Source organism: Ensifer sp. BR816 (assembly GCF_000378985.1).
GTDB lineage: Bacteria > Pseudomonadota > Alphaproteobacteria > Rhizobiales > Rhizobiaceae > Sinorhizobium.
In genome coordinates this window covers 1478509-1500423 of the sequence record NZ_KB905370.1, presented here as the reverse complement: position 1 = coordinate 1500423, position 21915 = coordinate 1478509, and the positions used below count along the sequence as shown (strand labels likewise).

Annotated in this window: 18 protein-coding genes; 8 read left to right on the top strand and 10 right to left on the bottom strand. The window is 64.1% G+C overall.

Annotation, left to right across the window (positions count from 1 at the left end):
* Positions 1–4 precede the first annotated feature (4 nt).
* From atpD to RHIBR816_RS0107180, 3 genes are read left to right on the top strand one after another with little or no spacing between them, the layout of a single operon-like run.
* Positions 5–1522, top strand: coding sequence for a F0F1 ATP synthase subunit beta (gene atpD, locus RHIBR816_RS0107190; RefSeq protein WP_026186727.1), 1518 nt, complete (start codon positions 5–7; stop codon positions 1520–1522).
* Positions 1522–1758 carry a hypothetical protein gene (locus tag RHIBR816_RS0107185; protein WP_018235851.1) on the top strand — a complete coding sequence of 79 codons (237 nt, stop codon included), beginning with the start codon at positions 1522–1524 and terminating at the stop codon, positions 1756–1758. The genes atpD and RHIBR816_RS0107185 overlap by 1 nt, the downstream gene beginning before the upstream one ends.
* On the top strand, positions 1758–2162 hold the full coding sequence (locus RHIBR816_RS0107180; RefSeq protein WP_018235850.1) for a F0F1 ATP synthase subunit epsilon: 405 nt from the start codon (positions 1758–1760) through the stop codon (positions 2160–2162). Before RHIBR816_RS0107185 ends, RHIBR816_RS0107180 begins: the two co-directional genes overlap by 1 nt.
* A 315-nt stretch (positions 2163–2477) precedes the next feature.
* Here RHIBR816_RS0107180 and RHIBR816_RS0107175 read toward each other — a convergent pair whose 3' ends face one another.
* On the bottom strand, positions 2478–3581 hold the full coding sequence (locus tag RHIBR816_RS0107175; protein ID WP_018235849.1) for a saccharopine dehydrogenase family protein: 1104 nt from the start codon (positions 3579–3581) through the stop codon (positions 2478–2480).
* 127 nt (positions 3582–3708) lie between these two features.
* Here RHIBR816_RS0107175 and RHIBR816_RS0107170 point away from each other — a divergent pair, with 127 nt between their 5' ends.
* Positions 3709–4140, top strand: a complete 432-nt coding sequence (locus RHIBR816_RS0107170; protein WP_034816023.1) for an Lrp/AsnC family transcriptional regulator — start codon at positions 3709–3711, stop codon at positions 4138–4140.
* A gap of 13 nt (positions 4141–4153) precedes the next feature.
* Here RHIBR816_RS0107170 and RHIBR816_RS0107165 read toward each other — a convergent pair whose 3' ends face one another.
* From RHIBR816_RS0107165 to RHIBR816_RS0107145, 5 genes are all read right to left on the bottom strand, one after another.
* Positions 4154–4993, bottom strand: coding sequence for a DUF6030 family protein (locus RHIBR816_RS0107165; RefSeq protein WP_018235847.1), 840 nt, complete (start codon positions 4991–4993; stop codon positions 4154–4156).
* Between the two features lie 158 nt (positions 4994–5151).
* The gene (locus tag RHIBR816_RS0107160) at positions 5152–6003 is read right to left on the bottom strand and encodes a metal ABC transporter permease (protein WP_018235846.1); all 852 of its coding nucleotides are present in this window, start codon (positions 6001–6003) and stop codon (positions 5152–5154) included.
* Positions 6000–6860: a metal ABC transporter permease gene (locus tag RHIBR816_RS0107155; RefSeq protein ID WP_018235845.1), complete on the bottom strand. Its 861-nt coding sequence runs from the start codon at positions 6858–6860 to the stop codon at positions 6000–6002. The genes RHIBR816_RS0107160 and RHIBR816_RS0107155 overlap by 4 nt, the downstream gene beginning before the upstream one ends.
* The gene (locus RHIBR816_RS0107150) at positions 6857–7786 is read right to left on the bottom strand and encodes a manganese/iron ABC transporter ATP-binding protein (RefSeq protein ID WP_018235844.1); all 930 of its coding nucleotides are present in this window, start codon (positions 7784–7786) and stop codon (positions 6857–6859) included. The genes RHIBR816_RS0107155 and RHIBR816_RS0107150 overlap by 4 nt, the downstream gene beginning before the upstream one ends.
* Positions 7783–8685, bottom strand: coding sequence for a metal ABC transporter substrate-binding protein (locus RHIBR816_RS0107145; protein ID WP_018235843.1), 903 nt, complete (start codon positions 8683–8685; stop codon positions 7783–7785). The genes RHIBR816_RS0107150 and RHIBR816_RS0107145 overlap by 4 nt, the downstream gene beginning before the upstream one ends.
* Before the next feature lie 124 nt (positions 8686–8809).
* On the opposite strand from RHIBR816_RS0107145, the gene RHIBR816_RS0107140 reads away from it, so the two are divergent.
* Positions 8810–9238: a Fur family transcriptional regulator gene (locus RHIBR816_RS0107140; protein WP_018235842.1), complete on the top strand. Its 429-nt coding sequence runs from the start codon at positions 8810–8812 to the stop codon at positions 9236–9238.
* A gap of 89 nt (positions 9239–9327) precedes the next feature.
* Here the strand turns inward: RHIBR816_RS0107140 and RHIBR816_RS0107135 are convergent, their stop codons facing one another.
* From RHIBR816_RS0107135 to RHIBR816_RS0107125, 3 genes are all read right to left on the bottom strand, one after another.
* Positions 9328–14946 (bottom strand): translocation/assembly module TamB domain-containing protein, encoded by a 5619-nt coding sequence (locus tag RHIBR816_RS0107135; RefSeq protein WP_018235841.1) that lies wholly within the window; start codon positions 14944–14946, stop codon positions 9328–9330.
* Between the two features lie 193 nt (positions 14947–15139).
* A complete protein-coding gene (locus tag RHIBR816_RS0107130; RefSeq protein ID WP_018235840.1) occupies positions 15140–17053 on the bottom strand; it encodes an autotransporter assembly complex family protein in 1914 nt (637 codons plus the stop codon).
* A 370-nt stretch (positions 17054–17423) separates the two neighbouring features.
* Positions 17424–18110, bottom strand: coding sequence for a DUF899 domain-containing protein (locus tag RHIBR816_RS0107125; RefSeq protein WP_018235839.1), 687 nt, complete (start codon positions 18108–18110; stop codon positions 17424–17426).
* A 306-nt stretch (positions 18111–18416) separates the two neighbouring features.
* Between RHIBR816_RS0107125 and RHIBR816_RS0107120 the strand changes: the two genes are divergently transcribed.
* Both RHIBR816_RS0107120 and RHIBR816_RS37055 read left to right on the top strand, forming a co-directional pair.
* A complete protein-coding gene (locus RHIBR816_RS0107120) occupies positions 18417–18989 on the top strand; it encodes a DUF1801 domain-containing protein (protein ID WP_018235838.1) in 573 nt (190 codons plus the stop codon).
* A 65-nt stretch (positions 18990–19054) separates the two neighbouring features.
* Positions 19055–19468 carry a DUF1801 domain-containing protein gene (locus RHIBR816_RS37055; RefSeq protein WP_018235837.1) on the top strand — a complete coding sequence of 138 codons (414 nt, stop codon included), beginning with the start codon at positions 19055–19057 and terminating at the stop codon, positions 19466–19468.
* Between the two features lie 76 nt (positions 19469–19544).
* Here the strand turns inward: RHIBR816_RS37055 and RHIBR816_RS37050 are convergent, their stop codons facing one another.
* Complete coding sequence (locus RHIBR816_RS37050) at positions 19545–19796, bottom strand: glycine zipper domain-containing protein (RefSeq protein WP_014329995.1); 252 nt, start codon at positions 19794–19796, stop codon at positions 19545–19547.
* Between the two features lie 893 nt (positions 19797–20689).
* On the opposite strand from RHIBR816_RS37050, the gene hemA reads away from it, so the two are divergent.
* Positions 20690–21904, top strand: a complete 1215-nt coding sequence (gene hemA, locus RHIBR816_RS0107095; RefSeq protein WP_026186724.1) for a 5-aminolevulinate synthase — start codon at positions 20690–20692, stop codon at positions 21902–21904.
* Positions 21905–21915: the final 11 nt, after the last annotated feature.

Here is a 21915-nt window from a genome sequence, read left to right as displayed (position 1 = left end):
GATTATGGCTAAGGCAGCTACCCCGAAAGAAACCGCAGCGGTGAAGAAGCCCGCTGCTCCGAAGAAGGCAGCTACCGCCAAGACCGCCGCTGTTGTGGCTACGGGTGCTGTCGGCCGCGTGACGCAGGTCATCGGCGCCGTCGTCGACGTCGCATTCGAAGAAGGCCAGCTCCCACAGATCCTGAACGCGCTGGAGACCGACAACAAGGGCAACCGCCTGGTTCTCGAAGTCGCACAGCATCTCGGCGAAAACTCCGTCCGCACGATCGCCATGGACTCGACCGAAGGTCTGGTTCGCGGCCAGTCGGTCACCGACACGGGCGGCCCGATCTCGGTTCCGGTCGGCAAGGAAACCCTCGGCCGCATCATGAACGTCATCGGCGAACCGGTTGACGAAGCCGGCCCGCTGAAGACCTCGGCGCGCCGTGCGATCCACCAGGACGCGCCCTCCTATGTCGAACAGTCGACGGAAGCGCAGATCCTCGTCACGGGCATCAAGGTCGTCGACCTGCTCGCGCCTTACGCGAAGGGCGGCAAGATCGGCCTGTTCGGCGGCGCCGGCGTCGGCAAGACCGTTCTGATCATGGAACTGATCAACAACGTCGCCAAGGCACACGGCGGTTACTCGGTCTTCGCAGGCGTCGGTGAACGCACCCGCGAAGGCAACGACCTCTACCACGAAATGATCGAGTCGGGCGTGAACAAGCATGGCGGCGGCGAAGGCTCCAAGGCCGCGCTCGTCTACGGCCAGATGAACGAACCGCCGGGCGCGCGTGCTCGCGTTGCTCTGACCGGGCTGACGGTGGCCGAACAGTTCCGTGACGAAGGTCAGGACGTTCTGTTCTTCGTCGACAACATCTTCCGCTTCACCCAGGCCGGTTCGGAAGTGTCGGCTCTGCTCGGCCGCATTCCGTCGGCCGTGGGTTATCAGCCGACGCTCGCCACCGACATGGGCGCGATGCAGGAGCGCATCACCACGACGACCAAGGGCTCGATCACCTCGGTGCAGGCGATCTACGTTCCGGCCGACGACTTGACCGATCCGGCACCGGCGACCTCGTTCGCCCACCTCGATGCGACGACCGTTCTGTCGCGCTCGATTGCCGAAAAGGGCATCTACCCGGCCGTGGATCCGCTCGACTCGACCTCGCGCATGCTCGACCCGATGATCGTCGGCGAAGAGCACTACGAAGTGTCGCGCAAGGTGCAGTCGACCCTGCAGCGCTACAAGGCGCTTCAGGACATCATCGCCATCCTCGGCATGGACGAGCTCTCGGAAGAGGACAAGCTCGCCGTTGCCCGCGCCCGCAAGATCGAGCGCTTCCTGTCGCAGCCGTTCTTCGTCGCCGAAGTCTTCACCGGCTCGCCGGGCAAGCTGGTCGCTCTCGAAGACACGATCAAGGGCTTCAAGGGCCTCGTCAACGGTGAATACGACCACCTGCCGGAAGCCGCCTTCTACATGGTCGGCTCCATCGACGAAGCGATCGAGAAGGCCAAGAAGCTGGCTGCCGAAGCCGCTTGATGGGCGATGCTCTAAATCAGTTCTGCTGCGACACCCTGAGGGAGGTCGCGGCAGAACTTCCCGAACCAGCAGAGCCAACGGTCTACATTTCGGAAGGCGGTGTGCTGATGATGGTCGTAGGGATAGTCCAAACCGAGGAAGGGCTCGGTTATATGGATCATGTGGTCATGCACTGCCCGTTTTGCGGAACCAAGTTGCAGGACTCTGAAGCCATCGCTGAAAAGGTAAGTCACTAATGGCCGACAGTTTCAATTTCGAGCTTGTTTCCCCGGAGCGCCTGCTGCTTTCCGCAAAGGTGACCGAAGTCGTCATCCCGGCAACCGAGGGTGAGATGACCGTTATGGCCAATCACGCCCCGACGATGACGACCGTCAAGCCGGGTGTGGTCACGGTCAAGACGGCCGACGGCAAGACCGAGCGTTTCGCCGTCTTCGGCGGCTTCGCCGACATCCTGCCGACGGGCTGCACGCTGCTTGCCGAATCGGCGGTCCATGTCGACGAACTCGATCGCACGGTTCTCGAAAACCGCATCGACGAGGCGCGCGCCGAGCTGGAAGGGGCGATCGACGAGAAGAAGACCCGCGTCGAACAGTTTATCGCAGAACTGACGAAGCTCGGGGAGATCGTCATCCCCGCCTGAAAGGGACATCCCGACAAGGGAAACGACCGATAGACACATCAGACCCTGCCTCGAGCGGGGTTTTTTGTGTCCACTCACGGGCCGCGCTCCCGCATTGCAGCAATGCCGTGGCCGTAGTCTTCTCCTCGCAGGCGGGGCAAGGGGACTGGGAAGGCGTCACGTGTGTCTCTCACCCCGCTTGAGGAGAGAAGGTGGCCGCCAGGCTGGATGAGCTGGAATGCTAAGCTGAGATCGCCACCAACGAAGAACGCCCGGACGATGTCCGGGCGTTCTTCGTTGGTGAGGACGGGAGGATCGCCCTCCGGGGCACCAAGCTTAGCCTGCCGCCCGTTCCGTTTCGCGCTTCTGGGCGTAGTAATGGCCGAAGCGGTTTGTGAGGAAGGTGTCGAGGGAAATGTCTTCCTGGCGGATAAAGCCCCTGGTCGGGATATTGCCTTCGGCGAGCAGGTCGAGGACGGCGCAGATGCTGCCGGCCGTGGTGATCTGGATGCCGCTCTGCATGCGCCCGGCGACAACGCCGCTATAGACCTTGTTGGCATAGGTCTCCTGGATCAGGCGGCCTTGGCGGAAACCGGAAACGGTCACGAAGATGACGACGACGTCCTGGGTCGTGGTCGGCAGCGCGTTTTCGAGAATGTCCTTCAGCACCTCGCGGCGATGGCGCAGCCCGAGATCGTTCAGCAGCGCCTTGAAGATCGCGGCATGGCCGGGATAGCGGATCGTCTTGTAGTTCAGCGTCCGGACCTTGCCCGTCAGCGTCTCGCACAGCGTGCCGAGGCCGCCGGAGGTGTTGAAGGCCTCGTAGGTGACTCCGTCGAGCGAGAACTCCTCGCGCTCCTCCATCGCCGGAACCTCGATCAGCGACCCTTCGACGATCGCCTCGCAGGGCTCGATATATTCGTTGATGACGCCGTCCGTGCTCCAGGTGAGGTTGTAGTTCAGCGCGTTCGACGGATATTGCGGCAGGGCGCCGACGCGCATGCGGACGCTTTCCAGCGTGTCGAAATGCCGGGTGAGATCATTGGCGACGATCGAGATGAAGCCGGGTGCCAGGCCGCATTGCGGGATGAAGGCTGTCTTGGCCTCCGCCGCGATCGCCTTGACCTGGCGGGTCGATTCGACGTCTTCGGTCAGGTCGAGATAGTGGATCTCGGCCTCGGCGGCGGCCTCGGCGATTGCCACTGTCAGGTGGAACGGTGCGGCGCTGAGCACGGCGAACTTGCCGGAGAGCAGGCCGACAAGAGACTTCTTGTCGGCGATGTCGATGACCGCCGTCGAGATCGCCTCATGGCTCTCGACCTGCTGCAATTGCTCGGCGCTGCGGTCGGCGACGCAGACGCGGTAGTCGCCGGTATGGGCCAGCATGCGGGCGATGGTGGAGCCGATCTTGCCGGCGCCGATGACAACGATGTCTTTCATTTTTTCTTTTCCCTCAGGGTATGAGCCTTTTCATTGCCATTGTCCTCCAAGTAGAAGTTGATTCGAAGCTGCAAAATAGCTAAATCGTCGGTCTATAATCGGCACTTTGCCGAAATGGATCGACGATATGCAGGTCACCGATAAGGACAGAGAGCTTCTTGCCATTCTCAGCGAAAACGCCCGCATGCCGACGGCGACGATCGCACGGCGATTGGGCTTGTCGCGCACGACCGTGCAGGCTCGCATCGAACGGCTCGAGCGCGAGGGTGTGATCGCCGGCTATGGCGTGCGGCTTGCCGAAAGCTACGAGAAGGGCCTGGTGCAGGCGCATGTGCTGATCACCATCGCACCGCGGGCGCTGGGCCGCGTCACGCCCGAACTGACTGCGATCAGCGAGATCCGCACGCTGCATTCGGTCAGCGGCAGCTTCGACCTGATCGCCATCGTCGCGGCGGCCTCGATCAGCGAACTGGACTTGCTGATCGATCGGATCGGCGAGATCGAGGGCGTCGAAAAGACGCTGTCGTCGATTATTCTCTCGACACGCATCGACCGCTGACGGCGCCTGACTTTCAGTGCGCGGTACCGCTTCCGGATGCCGTGTTCCAGGCGCTCGGACCGCGAATGACGGAATTGATCGAGCCATCCCCGGGCGCAAGCCACGTCTCGCGGTCGAAGTACAGTTCGGCGGCGCTCTTCGGTTTCGTGCGTGCCGTCTGGTTGGCAAGGAAATTGTAGCGGGGCGTGTCACCCGATTCGCGCCGGAATTGGATGCGGCTGCCGAAACGCTTGAGATCGAATTCGCCGAGCGCCTGTATCTTCAGCGCGATGCTCTCGCTATCGGCCCAGTGAACCTGACTCAGGAAGACCGAAGCAGCGGCGGCGGCCGCGCTGGTGACCGCCTGGGTGTCTTCCGCATGCTCGATGTTGAGCTTCACGCGGAACGAGGTGATTTCATCCTCGTCGCTGCCCTTGACAAGAATGAAGATGGACGAGCTTTTTTCCACGCCCGGGCGGGCAAAGGGGATGAGCGAAGAGCATTCCCATCGACCGCTTTCGGCGGATTTCCATTCAAGCTCGCGGAAGCCGGCCTCCCGCAGGCCATCGCAAAGAGCGCGCGGGTCGCTGCGGATCTGGCGGATGAATTGCTGCTCCGGCGTATCGAGATCCTCGAATGTCCGGGCCGGCAACAGCGCCCGCGGCGGCTCCGCTTTCCTGGGGCGCGTGCGGACGGGCTCGGGCGCAGGCGCGGCCTGAGGGAGCACCTCTTGCAGTCCCATGGCCGTCAGCATCTGCTTCAGGTTGCGTTGCTCGTTGGCTAGCAGCACGGTCGCCAGGATCGCCGTGAAAATCAACGCCACGGCGGACAGGAAGAAAGCAACGCCGGAACGGCCTTTCTGCTTCTTCTCCATGCCACCGTTGCTCCGCCACGAAGCCGATCCCCGACTTTTCGCCCGGGCATCGCTCCACACTCAAAAGACGGCGCACAATACGGGATCATCGCGCCGGCGTCCAAGGGGCATCACGCGCGAAAAGGTCTGTTGTGGGGAGGGGTCGCCGGCGAAAATTCCTATTCGACGCGGGTCCGCCGTGCCTCGGCGCGCGCGGTCCTCCAGGTGGAATGGGCGAAGGCGAGGAGAAAGACCACCGTCATCAGGAGGACGATGGTGGGCGCCGGGGCGCTGTCGATGAAGAAGGAGAGGTAGACGCCGGAGAAGGAGGCCAGCACCGCGACAGCGACGGCGACGATCAGCATGCTGCGGAACGTCCGCGTCAGGAGAAAGGCGATGGCGCCGGGGGCGATCAGCATGGCGATGGCGAGAATCAATCCGACGGCCTTCAATGCGCCGACGATGGTCAGCGACAGGATCGCCAGCAGCCCGTAATGCAGCCATCCGACCGGCAGGCCTACGGCGCGCGCCTGGGCCGGATCGAAGGCGTGCAGCAGCAGGTCGCGCCATTTCAGCGAGAGGATGCCGGCGGCGAAGAGTGCGATCAGGCCCGTTTCGAGGATGTCGCCCCAGCCGATGCCGAGCATGTCGCCGAACAGGATGTGGTCGAGGTGCACGTCGCTCTGGATCTTGGTGTAGAGCACCAGGCCGAAACCGAACATGCCGGAAAAGACGACGCCCATCACCGTATCCTGCTTGATGCGGCTGTTTTCCTTGAGATAGCCGGTCAAGAGCGCGCAGGCCATGCCGGCGGTAAAGGCGCCGACGGCAAGCGGCAGGCCGACGATGTAGGAGACGACGACGCCCGGGAAGACCGCGTGCGAGATTGCGTCGCCCATCAGCGACCAGCCCTTCAGCACCAGGAAGCAGGAGAGCATGGCCGTCGGGATGGCGACCAGCACGGAGATCAACAGCGCGTTGCGCATGAACTCGAATTCGAAGACGGCGGTGAGCATGTCGAGAGACATCATCGCGTGGCCTCCAGGGCTTCGGACGCGCGACGACGGGCGGCGAGCAGCCCATGCTTCGGCGCGAAGACAAAGGCGAGAAGAAAGATCAGCGTCTGCAGCACGATGATGATGCCGCCGGTGGCGCCGTCGAGGAAATAGCTCGCATAGGCGCCGAAGAAGCTCGTGAGCGCGCCGATGGCGATGCTGATCAGGATCAGCCGCGGGAAGCGGTCGGTCAGCAGATAGGCAGTGGCGCCGGGGGTCACGACCATGGCGATGACCAGAAAGGCGCCGACCGTCTGCAGCGCGGCCACCGTGCTTGCCGAAAGCAGCGTGAAGAACAGAACCTTCAGGAAGGTCGTATTGATGCCGATCGAGCGGGCATGGCTTTCGTCGAAGAAGGTGACCATCAGGTCCTTCCACTTCGCCGACAGGATCACCAGCGAGACGAGGCCGATGATGGCGAGCTGCAGCGTATCGGCCGGGGTGATGGCGAGGATGTTGCCGAGCACGATGGTCTGGATGTTCACCGAGGTCGGCGACAGCGACACCATGAACAGGCCGAGGCCGAAGAAGGAGGTGAAGATGAGGCCGATGATCGTGTCTTCCTTCAACCGCGTGCGCTGGTTCAGGAACAGCATGGCTCCCGCCGCGAGTGCACCGGAGAAGAAGGCGCCGAGCGAGAAGGGCAGCCCTAGCATATAGGCGCCGGCGACGCCGGGCACGATCGAATGGGAGAGTGCGTCACCGATCAGCGACCAGCCCTTCAGCATCAGATAGGCCGACAGAAAGGCGCAGACGGCCCCGACCAGCGCGCTGACCCACATGGCGTTCAGCATGTAGCCATAGGTGAAGGGTTCGGCGAGCGTGGAGATCATTCGCTGTCTGTCTCCGTCTCGGGTCTCGCCGGTTGCGTCACCATCTTCCCGGTCGCGCCATACATGACAAGCGGACGCTCGTCGTCCGTAATGACCGCCAGCTGTCGTGGATCGGCATCCTCATGCAGGCTTTCGCCGCCGAGCACGAAATGGCGCAGCACGCCGCCGAAGGCGAGTTCGAGATTGTCGCGGGTAAAGGTGGTCTCGGTCAGGCCGTAGGCGAGCACGGTGTTCTTCAGGAGCACGGTCCGGTCGCAGAATTCCGGGACGCTGCCGAGATTGTGGGTGGAGACGAGCATCACGCGTCCCTCGTCGCGAAGCGCCAGGAGCAGGCGGATGATCGCGTCCTCGGTCTTCACGTCGACACCCGTGAAGGGTTCGTCGAGCAGGATGACGCGGCCATCCTGGGCGAGCGCGCGGGCAAGGAAGACGCGCTTCTTCTGGCCGCCGGAAAGCTCGCCGATCTGGCGTCTGCGGAAATCGCTCATGCCGACCCGCGCCAGCGCTGCCTCGACCGCCTCGTGGTCGGCCCGTTTCGGCATGCGCAGCATGTTCATGTGGCCGTAGCGGCCCATCATCACCACGTCCTCGACGAGGACCGGAAAATTCCAGTCGACCTCCTCGGCCTGCGGCACATAGGCGACGAGGTTCTTCTTCAGCGCCTGCGGCACGTCGAGGCCGAGGATCGAGATATCGCCCTTGGCCAGCCGGACGAAGCCCATGATCGCCTTGAACAGGGTCGACTTGCCGCTGCCGTTGACCCCGACCAGCGCGGCGATCGTGCCGGTCGGTATTTCGAAGGACGCGTCATGCAGAGCGCGATGGCCGTTGCGATAGGTGACGGTGGCGTTGCGGACGCGGATGCCGCTGCCCTCGTCCTGGGGACTCGGGCGCGGCGTCGGCCGGGCCTTTACCTGAAGGTTCATTGCGAAAGACCTTTCGCGATCGTTTCGGACGTCACGCGCAGGAGATCGATATAGGTCGGGACCGGTCCGTCGGCCTCGCTCAGGGAATCCACATAGAGCACGCCGCCATATTTGGCACCCGTCTCGCGCGCCACCTGCTGTGCCGGATCGGGCGAAATGGTGCTCTCGGAGAAGACCACCGGAATATGATTGGCCCTGACCGCGTCGATTACCTTGCGCACCTGCTGCGGCGTGCCCTGCTGGTCGGCATTGATCGGCCAGAGATAGAGCTCCTTCAGGCCGAAATCGCGGGTGAGATAGCTGAAAGCGCCTTCGCTCGAAACCAGCCACCGCTTTTCCGCCGGGATCTTCTCGAGCTCTGCCTTGATCGGTGCGATGGTCGCTTCGATCTTCTTCTTGTAGGCCTCGGCATTCGCCTTGTAGGTCTCGGCATTCGCCGGGTCGAACTTCACGAAGGCGTCGCGGATATTGTCGACATAGATCATCGCCGCCGACGGCGACATCCAGGCATGCGGGTTCGGCTTGCCGGTATAGGGGCCTTCGGCAATGCCCATCGGCTCGACGCCCTCCGAGACGACGACGCCGGGTATCTCGTCGAAGTTCTGAAAGAATTTTTCGAACCAGAGCTCGAGGTTGAGGCCGTTCCAGAGGATGAGCTGGGCGTCATGCGCCTTGAGGATGTCACGCGGCGTCGGCTGGTAATTGTGGATCTCGGCGCCCGGCTTGGTGATCGATTCGACGATCGCCGCGTCACCCGCGACGTTCTGCGCCATGTCGGCAATGACCGTGAAGGTCGTGACCGCCTTGAATTTCTCCGCTGCTGCTGCTGCGGGCAGGAGGGAAAGGACAGCCACTGCCGTTGCTGCCGTCAGTATCATGCGCCGTGTCCGATCGATCATCCATCGCTCCTCAATCCTGAACCGGCGCTATGGGTAGGCGAATGGCCTGCATAAGTCAATGCACATGAGAACCATTTGCAACTGGCTATTCCCAAAAGGTTTGCCCTTGGCTAGTGTCGCCCGCATGAGACAAAGCAAGAATCGGATCACGGAACTGGAAGGCCTTCTTCGTGAAGGGGGCGTGCGCGTGACCCGTCAACGGGCTGCGATTCTGAAGATTCTCGCCGAGGCCGAAGACCATCCGGACGCGAGCGAACTGCACCGGCGCGCCAAGGAAATCGATGCGACCGTGTCGCTCTCGACCGTCTACCGCACCCTGTCGGCGCTGGAGCAGCAGGGGGTCGTGCAGCGACACGCCTTCGAGAATGCCACCGCCCGCTTCGAGACGGCCGATGCGCCGCATCACGATCATCTGATCGATATCGATACCGGCGCCGTCATCGAATTCCGCTCCGACAAGATCGAACAGCTGCAGGCGGAAATCGCCGCCGAGCTCGGCTACGACCTGGTGCGCCACCGGCTGGAGCTCTATTGCCGCAAGCGCAAGGATTGACCTCATCGGCGCGGCCCGTGGACACCCGATTGGGCATCCTTGGTGCGCCACTGGAATTTGCGCGAGTAGCGTCTCTGAGCTAGCCGCGCCTAATACTCTCTCTCGAAAAAGATACCGCCGGCTGCCGCGCCGTCGCCGGCTGCCTCGCCCTTCAGCTTCACGCCGCGGCCGATGTCGAGATTGATGATCGCCTTGCTGGAGGCCGAATCCGAGCCTTGCTGCAGCTCGAGATAGGTCCGGTCGTTCAAATATTTGCCGGCCCGCACCTGGGCACCGCCGCTCTCGTCGGTAGTGATGTCGAGGTCGTCAACGCCGAGCTTGTTGCGCAGGCCGTCGAGCAGCGAGGTCGAGCCGCCGCCGGCAAGCTGGCTGACGGCCGAGGCGAGCTGGGCGATCTGGAATGCCGACAGGTTGTTGAGCGACCGGTTGAAGATCAGCTGCGCCAGGATCTCGTCCTGCGGCAGTGCCGGCGAGGAGGAGAAGGTCACCGTCGGGTTGTTGGCGGGCCCGGCGATGTTGACGGTGATGGTGGTCGAACCGGCGCTCGAGGTGGCGTCGAGGTCGAGCGTCGGTACGAGGTCGCCGCCGAAGCCGATATGACCGTCCGTGAAGGTCAACCGCTTGCCGAGAATTTCGAGCCGGCCGCGCCGCATGTCGAAATCGCCGGAGACGATCGGCCGGACAGCGGTGCCGCGGATCGTCAGGTCGCCGCCGAGTTCGGCATCGATGCCACGGCCGCGCACGAAGAACTGTCCCGGCGAACGGACCGCGAGATCGAAGGCGATGACGCCGCCGCCGTTGACGCCGGAGCCGCCGCCGGACGTATCCCTGCGCACGTCCCGCGCCATCTGCCGCACGCCGGCCGGCGCGTTCCTGTGCTGGATGTCGATCGCCGAGAGTGACGTCGGCAGCCTTTCCGGCACGGTAATGGCTGCCCTGCGGATCGTTAGCTGGCCACCAAGCGTCGGTGTGGCGACGAGCGGACCCTTGAGTGTCAGGTCGCCGGCAAGATTGGCGGTGAAGAGCGTGCCGTCGACATAGGTGGCGTTGCTGAGGCGGATTCTGAGGTCGGCCGGGAAATTGGAACCGGCCGCAATGCCAATCGTGCCGCTCGCCTCGATCGACCCGCCGCTGGCGAGGTTGCCGGAAAGCCTGGTGATCGTCGCCTGTCTGCCGTCGAGCGTGACATTTGCCGCAAGGTCATTGAGCGCGAGATTGCGCCGGACATCGACGAGCCGGCCGCCGGCCGTCGACACGGTGCCGGTGATCTGCGGCGCGCGGGCCGGCCCGGAAAGGGAAAGATCGACCTTGGCCGAGCCGGTGAGGGTGAATCCCTGCTCTGCCATGGTGGCGGCAAGCAACGCGAAGGGGACATCACCGGCGAACTTCATGGACATCGGCATGCTGCCGGCAATATCGATATGGCCGCCGCCTCGGAAGGAAAGGCCACCCGGCCCCGAGACGGTCGCGTCGAGCGTGACGCGGTTGTCGGCAAAGCGCCCTTTCGCAGCGATTTGGAGCCCCGATACGCCGGCGCCGCGCGCGGCCGCCACCGAAGCGCCGCTCCATCTGAGATCATAATTGACGGCGGGTGCCGCGGCGGTGCCGCTGATCTCGACCGTTCCGTCGATCGTCCCTTCGGCGCCGAGCGTCGCCGCGAAAGTGTTGATCAGCGCGGCGGGCAGAGCATTGAGCTTCGCGGAAATGTCGAGCCTCGCGCCGGCGGTTCCGGCGACGGCGATCGTGCCCCTCGACGCCTGGATGGTGAGGTCGCCGAGGCGGACGGTGCCGTTCTCGATGGCGACGACGGTCGGCTTGGCGAGCCTCAGCGGCAATCGCCGCGGCGCCGCCGAAAACGAGGCGAGGCGGATTTCGGTACGGCCGTCGGCGCTTGCCAGATCGCCCTTGGCCGAGAGCGGCGCCCCGTCATACTGGCCGCCGAGATCAAAACCCGTCCTGCCGCCCTGCTGGTCGAAGGCCAGTTCGAAAGCGGAGACGCGGTTCTGCCCCTGGGCGACGCTCTCGGCCCTGACGGTTCCGCGGATCGCCAGCGCGGCGATATCGGCGATGCGGATATCGGCCACGGGCCTGGTGACCGTCAGCGCGTCGCGCTTGATGTTGCTGCCGCTTGCCTTGACCGACACGGAGGTGACGCCGTTCGCAGTCGCGATTGCCGCCGACCCCGAAAGATCGCCGGATGCCTTCTGGCCGGCCATGGCGGCGACCAGGCCGAGATCGGGAAGGCTGAAGTCGATGGTGCCGTTCGGCTTGAAATCCGCCGTCAGCTCGATCGCGCCGGTGACGCGATTGTCGCCGATCTTGGCCTCGAGCGTCGGAATGGATGTGAGGCCTTCCGCCGATACCACTTCGGCCCTGACGTCGATCGGCTGGCCGTCGAGGGCGCCGGTTGCGGTGAGTTTTGCCTGCGGGCTCCCCGGTTTGACCGTCGCGTCCGCGGTGACCGTCAGGTCGCTCAGCGACCGGCCGGCAAGCCTTGCGCCGCTCGACGTCAGCTCTCCCTTGATGGCGAGCGCATCAAACGGGCCGGAAATGTCGGCGTTGAAGCCGGCCTTGCCTTCAGCATCGGCGAGCAGCTTGCCGAGATCGGGCAACGTGCCCTCGACATCGGCCGTCAGCTGACCTGCCGCAACCGTCGCCGAGCCATTGGCGTTGACGGTGCCGGACTGTACGTCGAAGGCGCTCAGCTTGACGCTGCCATCGGCACCGGTCTCGACCTTGCCCGAGACGGTCACCGGCGTGTCGAATCTCGCAGCCAGCCCGCCCGGCAGGAAGCTTGGCTCGGCATGCACTTCGAAGCTTGCCGTTGCCGCTTTTTCGGCGCGGGCGAGACTGCCGGTGATATTGCCGCGGAAGCCGGGGCTCTCGATCACCGTCGGGTCGAAGCTGATCGTCGCCTCCGTGACGGTGACCGTGCCCTTGGCGGTGAGGTCCTGCGGGGCAAGACCGCCGGATCTGAGCGAGGACATCGAGGCGCCGCTCCAGGCGAGGTCATAAGCGATCACCGGCGCCTGCGCTTCGCCGTCCATATCGACGGTGCCGGCAATGGTGCCTTCGGCGCCGAGTGTCGGCGCGAAAGTGTTGATGAGCACGGCGGGCAAGTCGTCGAGATTCGCCCTGAGGTCGAGCTTGTCGCCGGCTGTCCCGGAGACGGCAACGGTACCCGTCGATGCCTGGATGGTGAGGCCGTCGAGCTGCGCTACGCCGTTTTCGATCGCGATCATGGTCGGCGCTGCGAGCTGCAGCGGCAAGCGCCGCGGCGCCGCCGAGGCGGAGGCGAGGCGGATTTCGGTGCGGCCGGCATCGCTCGTCAGCTCGCCCGAAGCCCTGAGCGGTGCGCCGTCATAGAGGCCCTCGGCCGAAAAGCCGGTGCGGCCGCCCTGCTGTTCGAAGGCGAGGTTGAGGTCCGCAACCCGGTTTTCACCCTGCGCAATGCTCTCCGCGCTGACACTGCCCTTGATGGCCAGCCTGGCAATATCGGCGATGCCGAGATCGATCGCCGGCTTGGCGATCGTCAGCGCGCCGCGCTCTACGCTGTTGCCATTGGCCTTGAGCGCCACCGAAGTAACGCCATTGACGGTCTCGAGCGCCGCCGAACCGGCGAGGTCGCCGGAGGCCTGCTGGCCGGCCATGGCGGCGAGCAGGCCAAGATCGGGCAGGGTGAAGTCGAGCTTGCCGTTCGGCTTGAAATCGGCCGTCAGGTCAATCGCACCGGTCAAGCTGTTGTCGCCGATTTTCGCTTCCAGGGTCGGAATGGACGTAAGACCGTCCTTCGAGACGACGTCGGCGCGAATGTCGATCGGCTGGCCGTCGAGCGTGCCAGTGGCGGTAAGCTTCGCTTCGGGACTGCCGGGCGTCGCCGTCGCATCGGCGTTGATCGTGAGTTCACTCAAGTTACGTCCGGCAAGCGTTGTGCCGCTCGACGTGATCTCCGCCTTGACGCCGAGCTTGCTCAGCGGACCGGATGCGGCCGCCTGGAAATCCGCGCTGCCCTTCGCGTCCGGCAGAAAGCGGCCAAGCTCCGGAAGCGTGCCCTTGATATCGGCGGTCAATGTCTGGCCCGATAGCGTGAGCGAGCCGGAGGCTTCGACCGCTTCGGATTTGATCTCGAGGCCGCTCAGCTGGACGCTGCCGTCCTCTTCGGTGACCAGATTGCCGGAGACGGCGATCGTCTTCTCGAATTTTTCGGCGAGCGCCGGCGGCAGAACCGCCGGAACGGCGAAGAGCTTGAAGGCCGCCTCGAGCGTCGAGTCGGCGCGATCGAGGCCGCCGGTGACGGAGCCGCCGATGCCGGGGCTCTCAAGCGTCAGCGGATCGAACCGAATGGCATCCGGCGCGATCGCGATCGTGCCGGCGAGCTTCATCGGCGCCTGTAGCGCCCGATTGAGATCCGCGTTTGCGAACCGGGCCTCGCCGATCTCCACGGTCGCCTTCAGCGATCCCGCCTGCGTTTCGAGGTTGAAGGCGTCGCTTTGCGCTGCGAGCCGGATGGCGCCGAGATTGCCCTGCGGGAGCCCGAGCGAGACGACGTCGGCGGCGACGTCGAGGATCGCCGATTGTCCCTCGCCGATCAGCGACAGGTTTGCCGTATTGATCCGTGCCTGCAGTTCGCCATCCTTCAGCGGCCAGCGGAAATCGAACGGTCCGCCGGTGCCGGCTACGCTTGCCTGAAGGTTGTTCTCGCCGCGGCTGTCGACGGTTCCCGAGGCGTTCAGCGTCAAGGCGCCGGTCGCGAGCTTGCCCGCTTCGATCCGGACCTTGCTCTTCCCGTCGAAGGCGGCGGTCAGGTCGATGCTGGTCGATCCCTCAAAAAGCGGCCTGAAAGCGGCCGGCATCAGCTGGGCGAAAGCCCCGCCGCCGGAGACTGTGAGGTTGTGCATGCCGTCGGCCGCCAGCACGTGGCGGCCTTCCAGCCGTAGAAGCTCGCTGCCATCGAGCGATGCGGTGCCGGAGCCCGTCCAGTCGGAGAGAGGTCCCTGTCCGGTCACCTGGATATCGACTGCGGGCCCTCCCGGCAGCCGCAGCAGCGTGGCGAGCAGCCCGCCCTTCGGCTCGGAGATTTCGGCCTCGAGCCTCAGCGCGTTTCCGGCCGGATTGAAGACGAGATCGGCGATGGCGCGTGCTTCCGGCCGGTCGCGCTCGGCGGCATCGATCGCGAGCGCAATGCTCGAACTGGTGGCGTCGACCTTGCCTTTCGCGGTCAGGAACTGGTCCTTGCCGGCGATCGCCTTGCCGATGACGATCTCCTTGAGATCGAGGGCATCGATCTTCACGTCGACCGGCAAGGCGAGTGTCCGTCGCACTACTTTCGTTTCGGTGGAGGGGATCGGCAGCCGTTCGAGGCGGACGGCAGCCGCCGAGATGCTGCTTGCATCGAAGCGCATCGACAGAAGCTCGGCCGGCGACCAATTCACCGAGAGGTCGCGGACCTCCGCATAGATTCCCTCGCCGTCGAAAAGCGTCACTGTTCCAGCCGTGAAGTCGCCGGTGAGCAGCGCGCCGGGATCGGAAATGCGGACGATCTGATCGGGGGTTGCCGCATATTTTTCGATCGCCCAGGCGACGACGCGTGCGCCGGGCACGGTGAAGCCGAGAAAGGCGACGAGGAGAAGCAACGCGACCACAGTGACGCCGAGAAAGGCGAAAAAGTAGCGCAGCGCTGATCGAAATGTGCCGATAACCTGATTCATGTCCTATCCATAGACCATGTTACGCCGCTCTGGAATCGGCAGGGCGCAAGCGCATTGCGCCTACAGCGACGCGTCCAACCAGACGCGCAAGGTCGCTGCGGCACTTTCAATTGCTGCATGATTTTGTCCCTAACCCGATTCGGATCTCAGGAATCATGCAGTGGCCTATCCTATCACGGCTTGTCCGCGCGCATCAGAAGGATTGGCCGATGCCTGCGTAGATGCCGTAATCGGTGCCGTCCGGATATTTGTTGAGCGGCACTGCGAAATCGAGACGGATGGGCCCGAAGGGCGTCGCATAGCGCAGGCCGATGCCGGCGCCGGCGCGAATGTCGGAAAAATCGGGCGTCGTGCTCGCCGAAACGCTGCCGGCGTCGATGAAGGGTACAACCCCGATCGTATCGGTGACCGCAATCCGGACCTCCAGCGAGCCGTTCACATAGGAGCGGCCGCCGGTCTCCTCGTTGTCGGCATTGCGCGGGCTGATCTCCTGGAAGGAATAGCCGCGCACCGAGCCGCCGCCGCCGAGGAAGAAGCGCCGGGTTGCCGGAATGTCGGAAAGTTCGTCGCCGCCGACCAAAACGCCGGCGCCGAGCTTGCCGGCAAGCACGAAGCGATTTTCGCTACCCGGTGCGTAATAGGCGGAGGCGGAGGTCTCGAAGGAGCTGAAGAAAGTCTGGCCCTCGATCTCGTAGCTCGGCTTCGCATTGATCATCGCCCGATAGCCTTCGGTCGGGTTCAGCTTGTCGTCGCGGGTGTCGCGGACATATTCGAGCGGGATCGCGGCGGTCAGGTAGGAATTCGAGCCGAAGGCGTCGTCGATGTCCGCCCAGCCCAGCTCGGCTCCGAGAGAAACGGTATCCTCGGGCGTAAGCTCGAAACCGGCGCCGGCCGCGGCGGTGATGGTCTTGGCGTTATAGGCATCCGGATCGGCGATTGCCGCCTTGAGGCTTGCCGTGAAGGTCGACGCCGGGCCGAAGGCACCGGGCTTGGCAAAGAGAATTCCGGCCGAATAGTCGAGACCGCCGACATCCGTGGTTTCGCCGATCCGGTCGACGGAGCCCTCGATCCTCAGCGATTCGGCGCGGCCGAAGAGATTGCGATGACCCCAATAGCCCTGCAGGCCGAGGCCGTCGGTCGTCGACACTTGGCCGCCGAAACCGAAATAGCGGTGCTTGCCCTCGGACACCTGGATGTTCATCGGGATCGTGCCATCCGACGCAAGCTGATCGGCCTCGACGATGGTGACGCTGGAGAAGACGTTCAGCGTCCTGAGCCGCTCCGCAGCCTTGCGGATGTTTTCCGGCGAATAGGGCCGGCCATGGTTGAGGCGCGAATAGTCGCGCACGAAATTCGGATCGACGGTCTTGGTGCCGGTAACCGTGAGCGCGCCGACCGGCGCGACCGGTCCGGATTCGGCCCTGATCGTCACGTCGACCGTGGAGGTCGCATGGTCGGCGACGACGCTGCGCTCGGTGATCTTGGCAAGCGGCCGGCTCTGTTCCTTGAGGTCGATGACGATCTGCTCGCCCGCCTTGATGATCAGCGTCGAGTCGGCACGGGCGCCGCGCGTGAGGTCGTAGGTCGCCGGGTCGAGCCCCGCGGCATCGCCCTCAAGCCTGATCGCATCGAGCGTGAAGGCCGGTCCCGGCGAGACGCGCACCGTCACCGGCACCGCCTGGCCATCGGGGAAGGAGGGGTCGGGCGGCAGGCTGTCGATGTCCTGGCCGTTGATCAGGATCGTGATGGTGCCGCCGTAACGCGCCTTTTCGTAGAGCGCGGCCAGCAGCCGCTCCCGGTCGTCGCGCGCCTTGATCAAAAGGCCGAGGTCGCCGGAGACCGGCTTCTGCTGATCCTGATTGAGCTGTGAAGAATTTTCGAGCGCCTCGCGCAGCTCCTCGTCGTCCGTTCCTGGCTCGAATGTAAGCGTGTAGTTGACGGGGTCGAGAACCTGCACCTGCTCTTCGGCGCTCTCGAAAAAACGCATGCCGAAGATTTTGATCGCATGCGCCTTGCCGGCGAAAATCGGCCCGAGCGCCGTCGACGCGGCAAGAGCGAGTGCGGTCGCCGCCTTCCAGTACGCATTACTCGAGCGTGGTGGAGACATCCTCCGCATCCCGTTTCAGGCGACTCTTTACTCACTGCCTGCATGTGCGGCAATGGGCACTCTAGCAGGGCAAAGTTTTCCATTTGTTAACGATCAGCGCCGGTCGCATCCACCCCCGAAGCGGCGATTCGGGTCGGATTTTGCGCAAAAAGGAGTCATTCTGTGGTGCTTCGGGCACAAAAGAGCGGCGGGCAGCCGGCCGGGGCGGACCGGGGCTCCAAGCGGCCGTCGCAGCGATCCTGACGACCGGAATGGACGGTGCGCGCTCGCTTCGCCGCCCGTCGTAGCGGGAGGAACAAGCCCGGCTCATGGCTTCCTGCTCGCGTCCTGCTTCCGGAATGGCTGCCTCTGCGGCGCTCGACATCGCGACCTACTTTTCGTCTGGAGCCGCGCTTTCGACGTAGCTGTCGTGCCAGTTCCACCACTCGTAGGGCGGGGTCTGGGGATAGCCCTCGGGCGAGTCCTCCCAGGCCTCCTGCCGGCCGAGCGGCGTGATGTCGAGGTAATTCCAGGTGCTGCCCATCTGCTCGTCGCCGCGGTTGTTGATGAAGTAGGTGCGGAATATGCGGTCGCCGTTGCGGTAGAACACATTCGTGCCGTGCCACTCGTCCACGCCGAAGTCGGCGTCGAAGCCGTCTGTCACCGTGAACCACGGCACCGCCCAGCCCATCCGCGCCTTCAGCCGCGCGATGTCCGCCTGCGGCGCCCGCGAGACGAAGACGAGGGTTGTGTCGCGGGCGTTGAGATGGGCGAGGTGGGCGACGTGGTCGGCCACCATGGAGCAGCCCACGCAGGCGTGGTCGGGCCAGCCTTCCACGCCAGGCTCGAAGAAGGCGCGGTAGACGATCAACTGGCTGCGGCCCTCGAACAGGTCGAGCAGGCCCACTTTGCCTGTTGGCCCCTCGAACCGATACGCTTTCTCCACGGCCATCCACGGCATTCGCCGGCGCTCGGCGGCGAGCGCGTCACGGGCGCGGGTCAGGGCTTTTTCCTTGACGAGCAGCTGCTTGCGGGCCGCCTCCCATGCCTGCGGTGAAACGACCGGTGGCGTTTGCATGGCTGGCTGTGCGTTTTTCTGTCCGTTCCTCACTGATGTGGGCATGGCCTCAAACCTCCTAAGCCGGCGAAATTTCCGCGCTCCCGAGGTGAAGCGCGATCCCATTCGCCGTTCATCACTCTGTTGGTCCCGAGGTAGTCTTGCACACAAGTGTGGCGGCATGCCGATGAAGCGGCTCGCGTGGTTCGACTTTCCCCGAGCCCTGCACCGCTTGGTCTTGAAGGCTCGCTGCCGCTCCGTCTGTCGACATCGGTGAAAAGCGACCTATCTTGCTCGACTGTCGTCTATCAACGGAGTGTGACATCAATGGCCGACAAGACGTCCATCAAGCCGGCGAAGGTCGCTGCGAAGGCGGGCAAGCCGCGCGAGCCGGCCGCCAACTCCCCGGCCCGAACATCCGCAAAAGCCACGGCGAAGAAGCGGACGGCATCGCCCAAGGCCACCGCGACCAAGACAAGCGCTTCCGCGGCGGCCGCGGATGCGACGCTCCTCTCCGGTGGCAACCCGCAGATCGCCAAAGGCCATGGCGACGCGCCCGTGCAGGCCTATATCGCCGCCATGCCGGGTTGGAAGAGCGACATCGGGCGCCGCCTCGACGCGCTCATTACGCGCACGGTTCCCGACGTGCGCAAGGCGGTGAAATGGAACTCGCCGCTATACGGCATGGAGGAGCAGCACTGGTTCCTCGGCATCCATTGCTTCACGAAATATATCAAGGTGGCTTTCTTTCGCGGCACCTCGCTTAGTCCCGTGCCGCCTGGCGACTCCAAGCAGAAGGAGGTGCGTTATTTCCATATTCACGAGGAGGATGAGCTCGACGAGGCTCAGTTTGCCGCCTGGGTGAAGCAAGCCAGCCAGTTGTCCGGCGAACGCATGTGAGCGGAGGGGGCAAGGGCGTGCGTGACTGCAATCTTGAAGAGAGTGAAACAACCATGGAGAAGAGGATGGAAGGGGAAAACTCTCCCTCTCAGCTGATAGATGCGAGGATCGAAGAGCTGAGCGATTGGCGGGGTGAGACGCTCGCCGGAGTTCGAAAGCTTATCAAGGAGGCCGACCCGGAAGTCATCGAGGAGTGGAAGTGGCAAGGGGTTCCGGTGTGGTCGCATGCCGGGATCATCTGCACCGGCGAAACCTACAAGAGCGTCGTCAAGCTGACCTTCGCCAAGGGCGCTGCGTTGGAGGACCCTGCACGCCTGTTCAACTCCAGCCTCGAAGGCAATACCAGGCGCGCCGTCGATATCCATGAGGGCGAGAAAATCGACGAAGAGGCGTTGAAGGCGCTCGTTCGGGCCGCGGTGGCACTGAACCTGTCGGCCAGAGCGGCCGGCCGCTCTCAGAAGAATGCAAAGAGCGCTTGAGAGCTCATGCAACGGCCCGGATTCGAAACGACCCCGGATCGCTCCGGGGCCGGTTGTCCGATGATCGTCGCGGCAATCAGCAAGCGTCGATGTAGCGGCGGCCGTAGCGGTCGCGGTAGTAGCACTGGCCCGGCTGGTCGGTGACATGGCCGATGACGGCGCCCGAAACACCGCCGATGGCAGCGCCGACGGCGGCGCCGCGCACGTCGCCGGTGATCGCGCCGCCGATGATTGCGCCCGACGCGGCGCCGATGCCGGCGCCCTTTTCCGTCTGCGTGCAGCTTGCGACCGCCAGGGCGACCAGAACGAGTGCGATGGCTTTCTTCATGTTGTCCTCTCCGATATCCACGGATGTCAGCCTGTCGCCTCGTCCGTCTCTTGAGTGATGGTGGCAGGACGCGACCCGCGTCCTCCACTTGAACTTGCAAAGCGGAAAATACCCCGCCGCCCAGGAAAGTCCACTGGAGGCGGCGTGATCGTCCGGCCGCAAGATAATCCGATCCTTCCTGAACAGAAGATGAAGGCGCTGTTCCCGACGTCACATGCCATATCGGCACCCGAGACGGTTGCGACATCCGAAAAAGGACAAATGATACAATGCCGCCAACGGGCCCCGGCACGCCCGTGAACACACTTGGGCCGAATTGGCCCTGCGTTGGCGCGAGAGCGGATGGCGAAATGCCAATGACGCCAGGTGCGCGGCGTCTGCGATGATCGGGCGTTGTTGGTGCAGCTTATCCGCGAAATTCCGGATTGACCGGTGCCCATGTCGACTGCGACATGCATCGTAAGGCGTGGGTGCCGCCCATTTGGCGGTGATCGGCCTTCGGCGCAGGCGCAGGCTCGTCAAGCGCGACCATGGCGGCGCGCGAAGCCGGCATGGTCTCGGTCACGCTCGCGGATGTGACGGCTATTGCATCGAATTTGCTGACAAACCTTCTTGCCCGCGCGGCGTACCGCGCCAAATTCGTCAAGCGTATGACCAGAGGCACGCTCGCGGCTGCCCGACGCGGAGGCGGACACTACAAAAAAGGGCGGCCCGGGCGTCTTTTTTGCAATTGCTTGACTTCGATCAAAGTTAAGGGGATTGAGTTGCCCTAGCCATTTTGGAATAGTTCAAAACTAGGGGCCTTTTGCCGCAGACAGCGCGCGAGGGTCATTCCGGGGTTGACCCCTGGCCCGCTTTGAAAGAACAAAGGCGGCAGGGCATCGGAGATGATGATGGATTTCGAGAGTTTCTTTAAGAACGAGCTGGATGGGCTGCATCAGGAAGGCCGCTATCGGGTCTTTGCCGATCTCGCCCGCCATCGCGGCGATTTCCCCAAGGCGACGCGCTACACGGCCGACGGCGCCCAAGAGGTCACCGTCTGGTGCTCGAACGATTATCTCGGCATGGGCCAATCTCCGGTCGTCACCGAAGCGATGAAGCGGGCGATCGACGAATGTGGCGCCGGCGCCGGCGGAACGCGCAACATCTCCGGAACCAATCACTATCACGTTCTGCTCGAGCGCGAGCTTGCCGACCTGCACGGCAAGGAATCGGCGCTGCTCTTCACCTCGGGCTATGTCTCCAACTGGGCCGCGCTCGGCACGCTCTGTTCGAAGATTCCCGGCGTCATCGTCTTCTCGGACGCCGGGAATCACGCTTCGATGATCGAGGGGATCCGCCATTCGAAATGCGAGCGCGTCATCTTCAAGCACAATTCGGTGGCCGATCTCGAAGCGAAACTGGCGGCGGCCGATCCGCGTGCGCCGAAAATCATCGCCTTCGAGTCGGTCTATTCGATGGACGGCGACATCGCGCCGATTAAGGAATTCTGCGATCTCGCCGACAAATACGGCGCGATGACCTATCTCGACGAAGTGCACGCGGTCGGCATGTACGGCCCGCGCGGCGGCGGCATCGCTGAACGCGAAGGGCTGATGCGCCGGCTGACCATCATCGAGGGCACGCTCGGCAAGGCCTTCGGCGTCATGGGCGGCTACATCACCGGTTCGGCGGCGCTCTGCGATTTCATCCGCTCCTTCGCCTCCGGCTTCATCTTCACGACCGCCTTGCCGCCGGCGCTCGCCGCCGGCGCGCTCGCCTCGATCCGCCACCTCAAGGGAAGCCAGCTCGAACGTTTCGCCCATCAGGAGCGGGTGCGCCGGCTGCGCTCGCTGCTCGACCAGCGCGGCATCCCGCACATGGTCAATCCGAGCCACATCGTCCCGGTGATGGTCGGCGACGCCGCCAAGTGCAAATGGATCTCCGACCTGCTGCTCGACAATTTCGGCGTCTATGTCCAGCCGATCAACTATCCGACCGTGCCGAAGAAGACCGAACGGCTGCGCATCACCCCGACGCCGCTGCATTCGGATGCCGATATCGACCATCTGGTCGGCGCGCTGCATTCCCTGTGGTCGCGCTGCGCGCTGGCACGCGCCGTCGCGTAAGCTACGGCGTA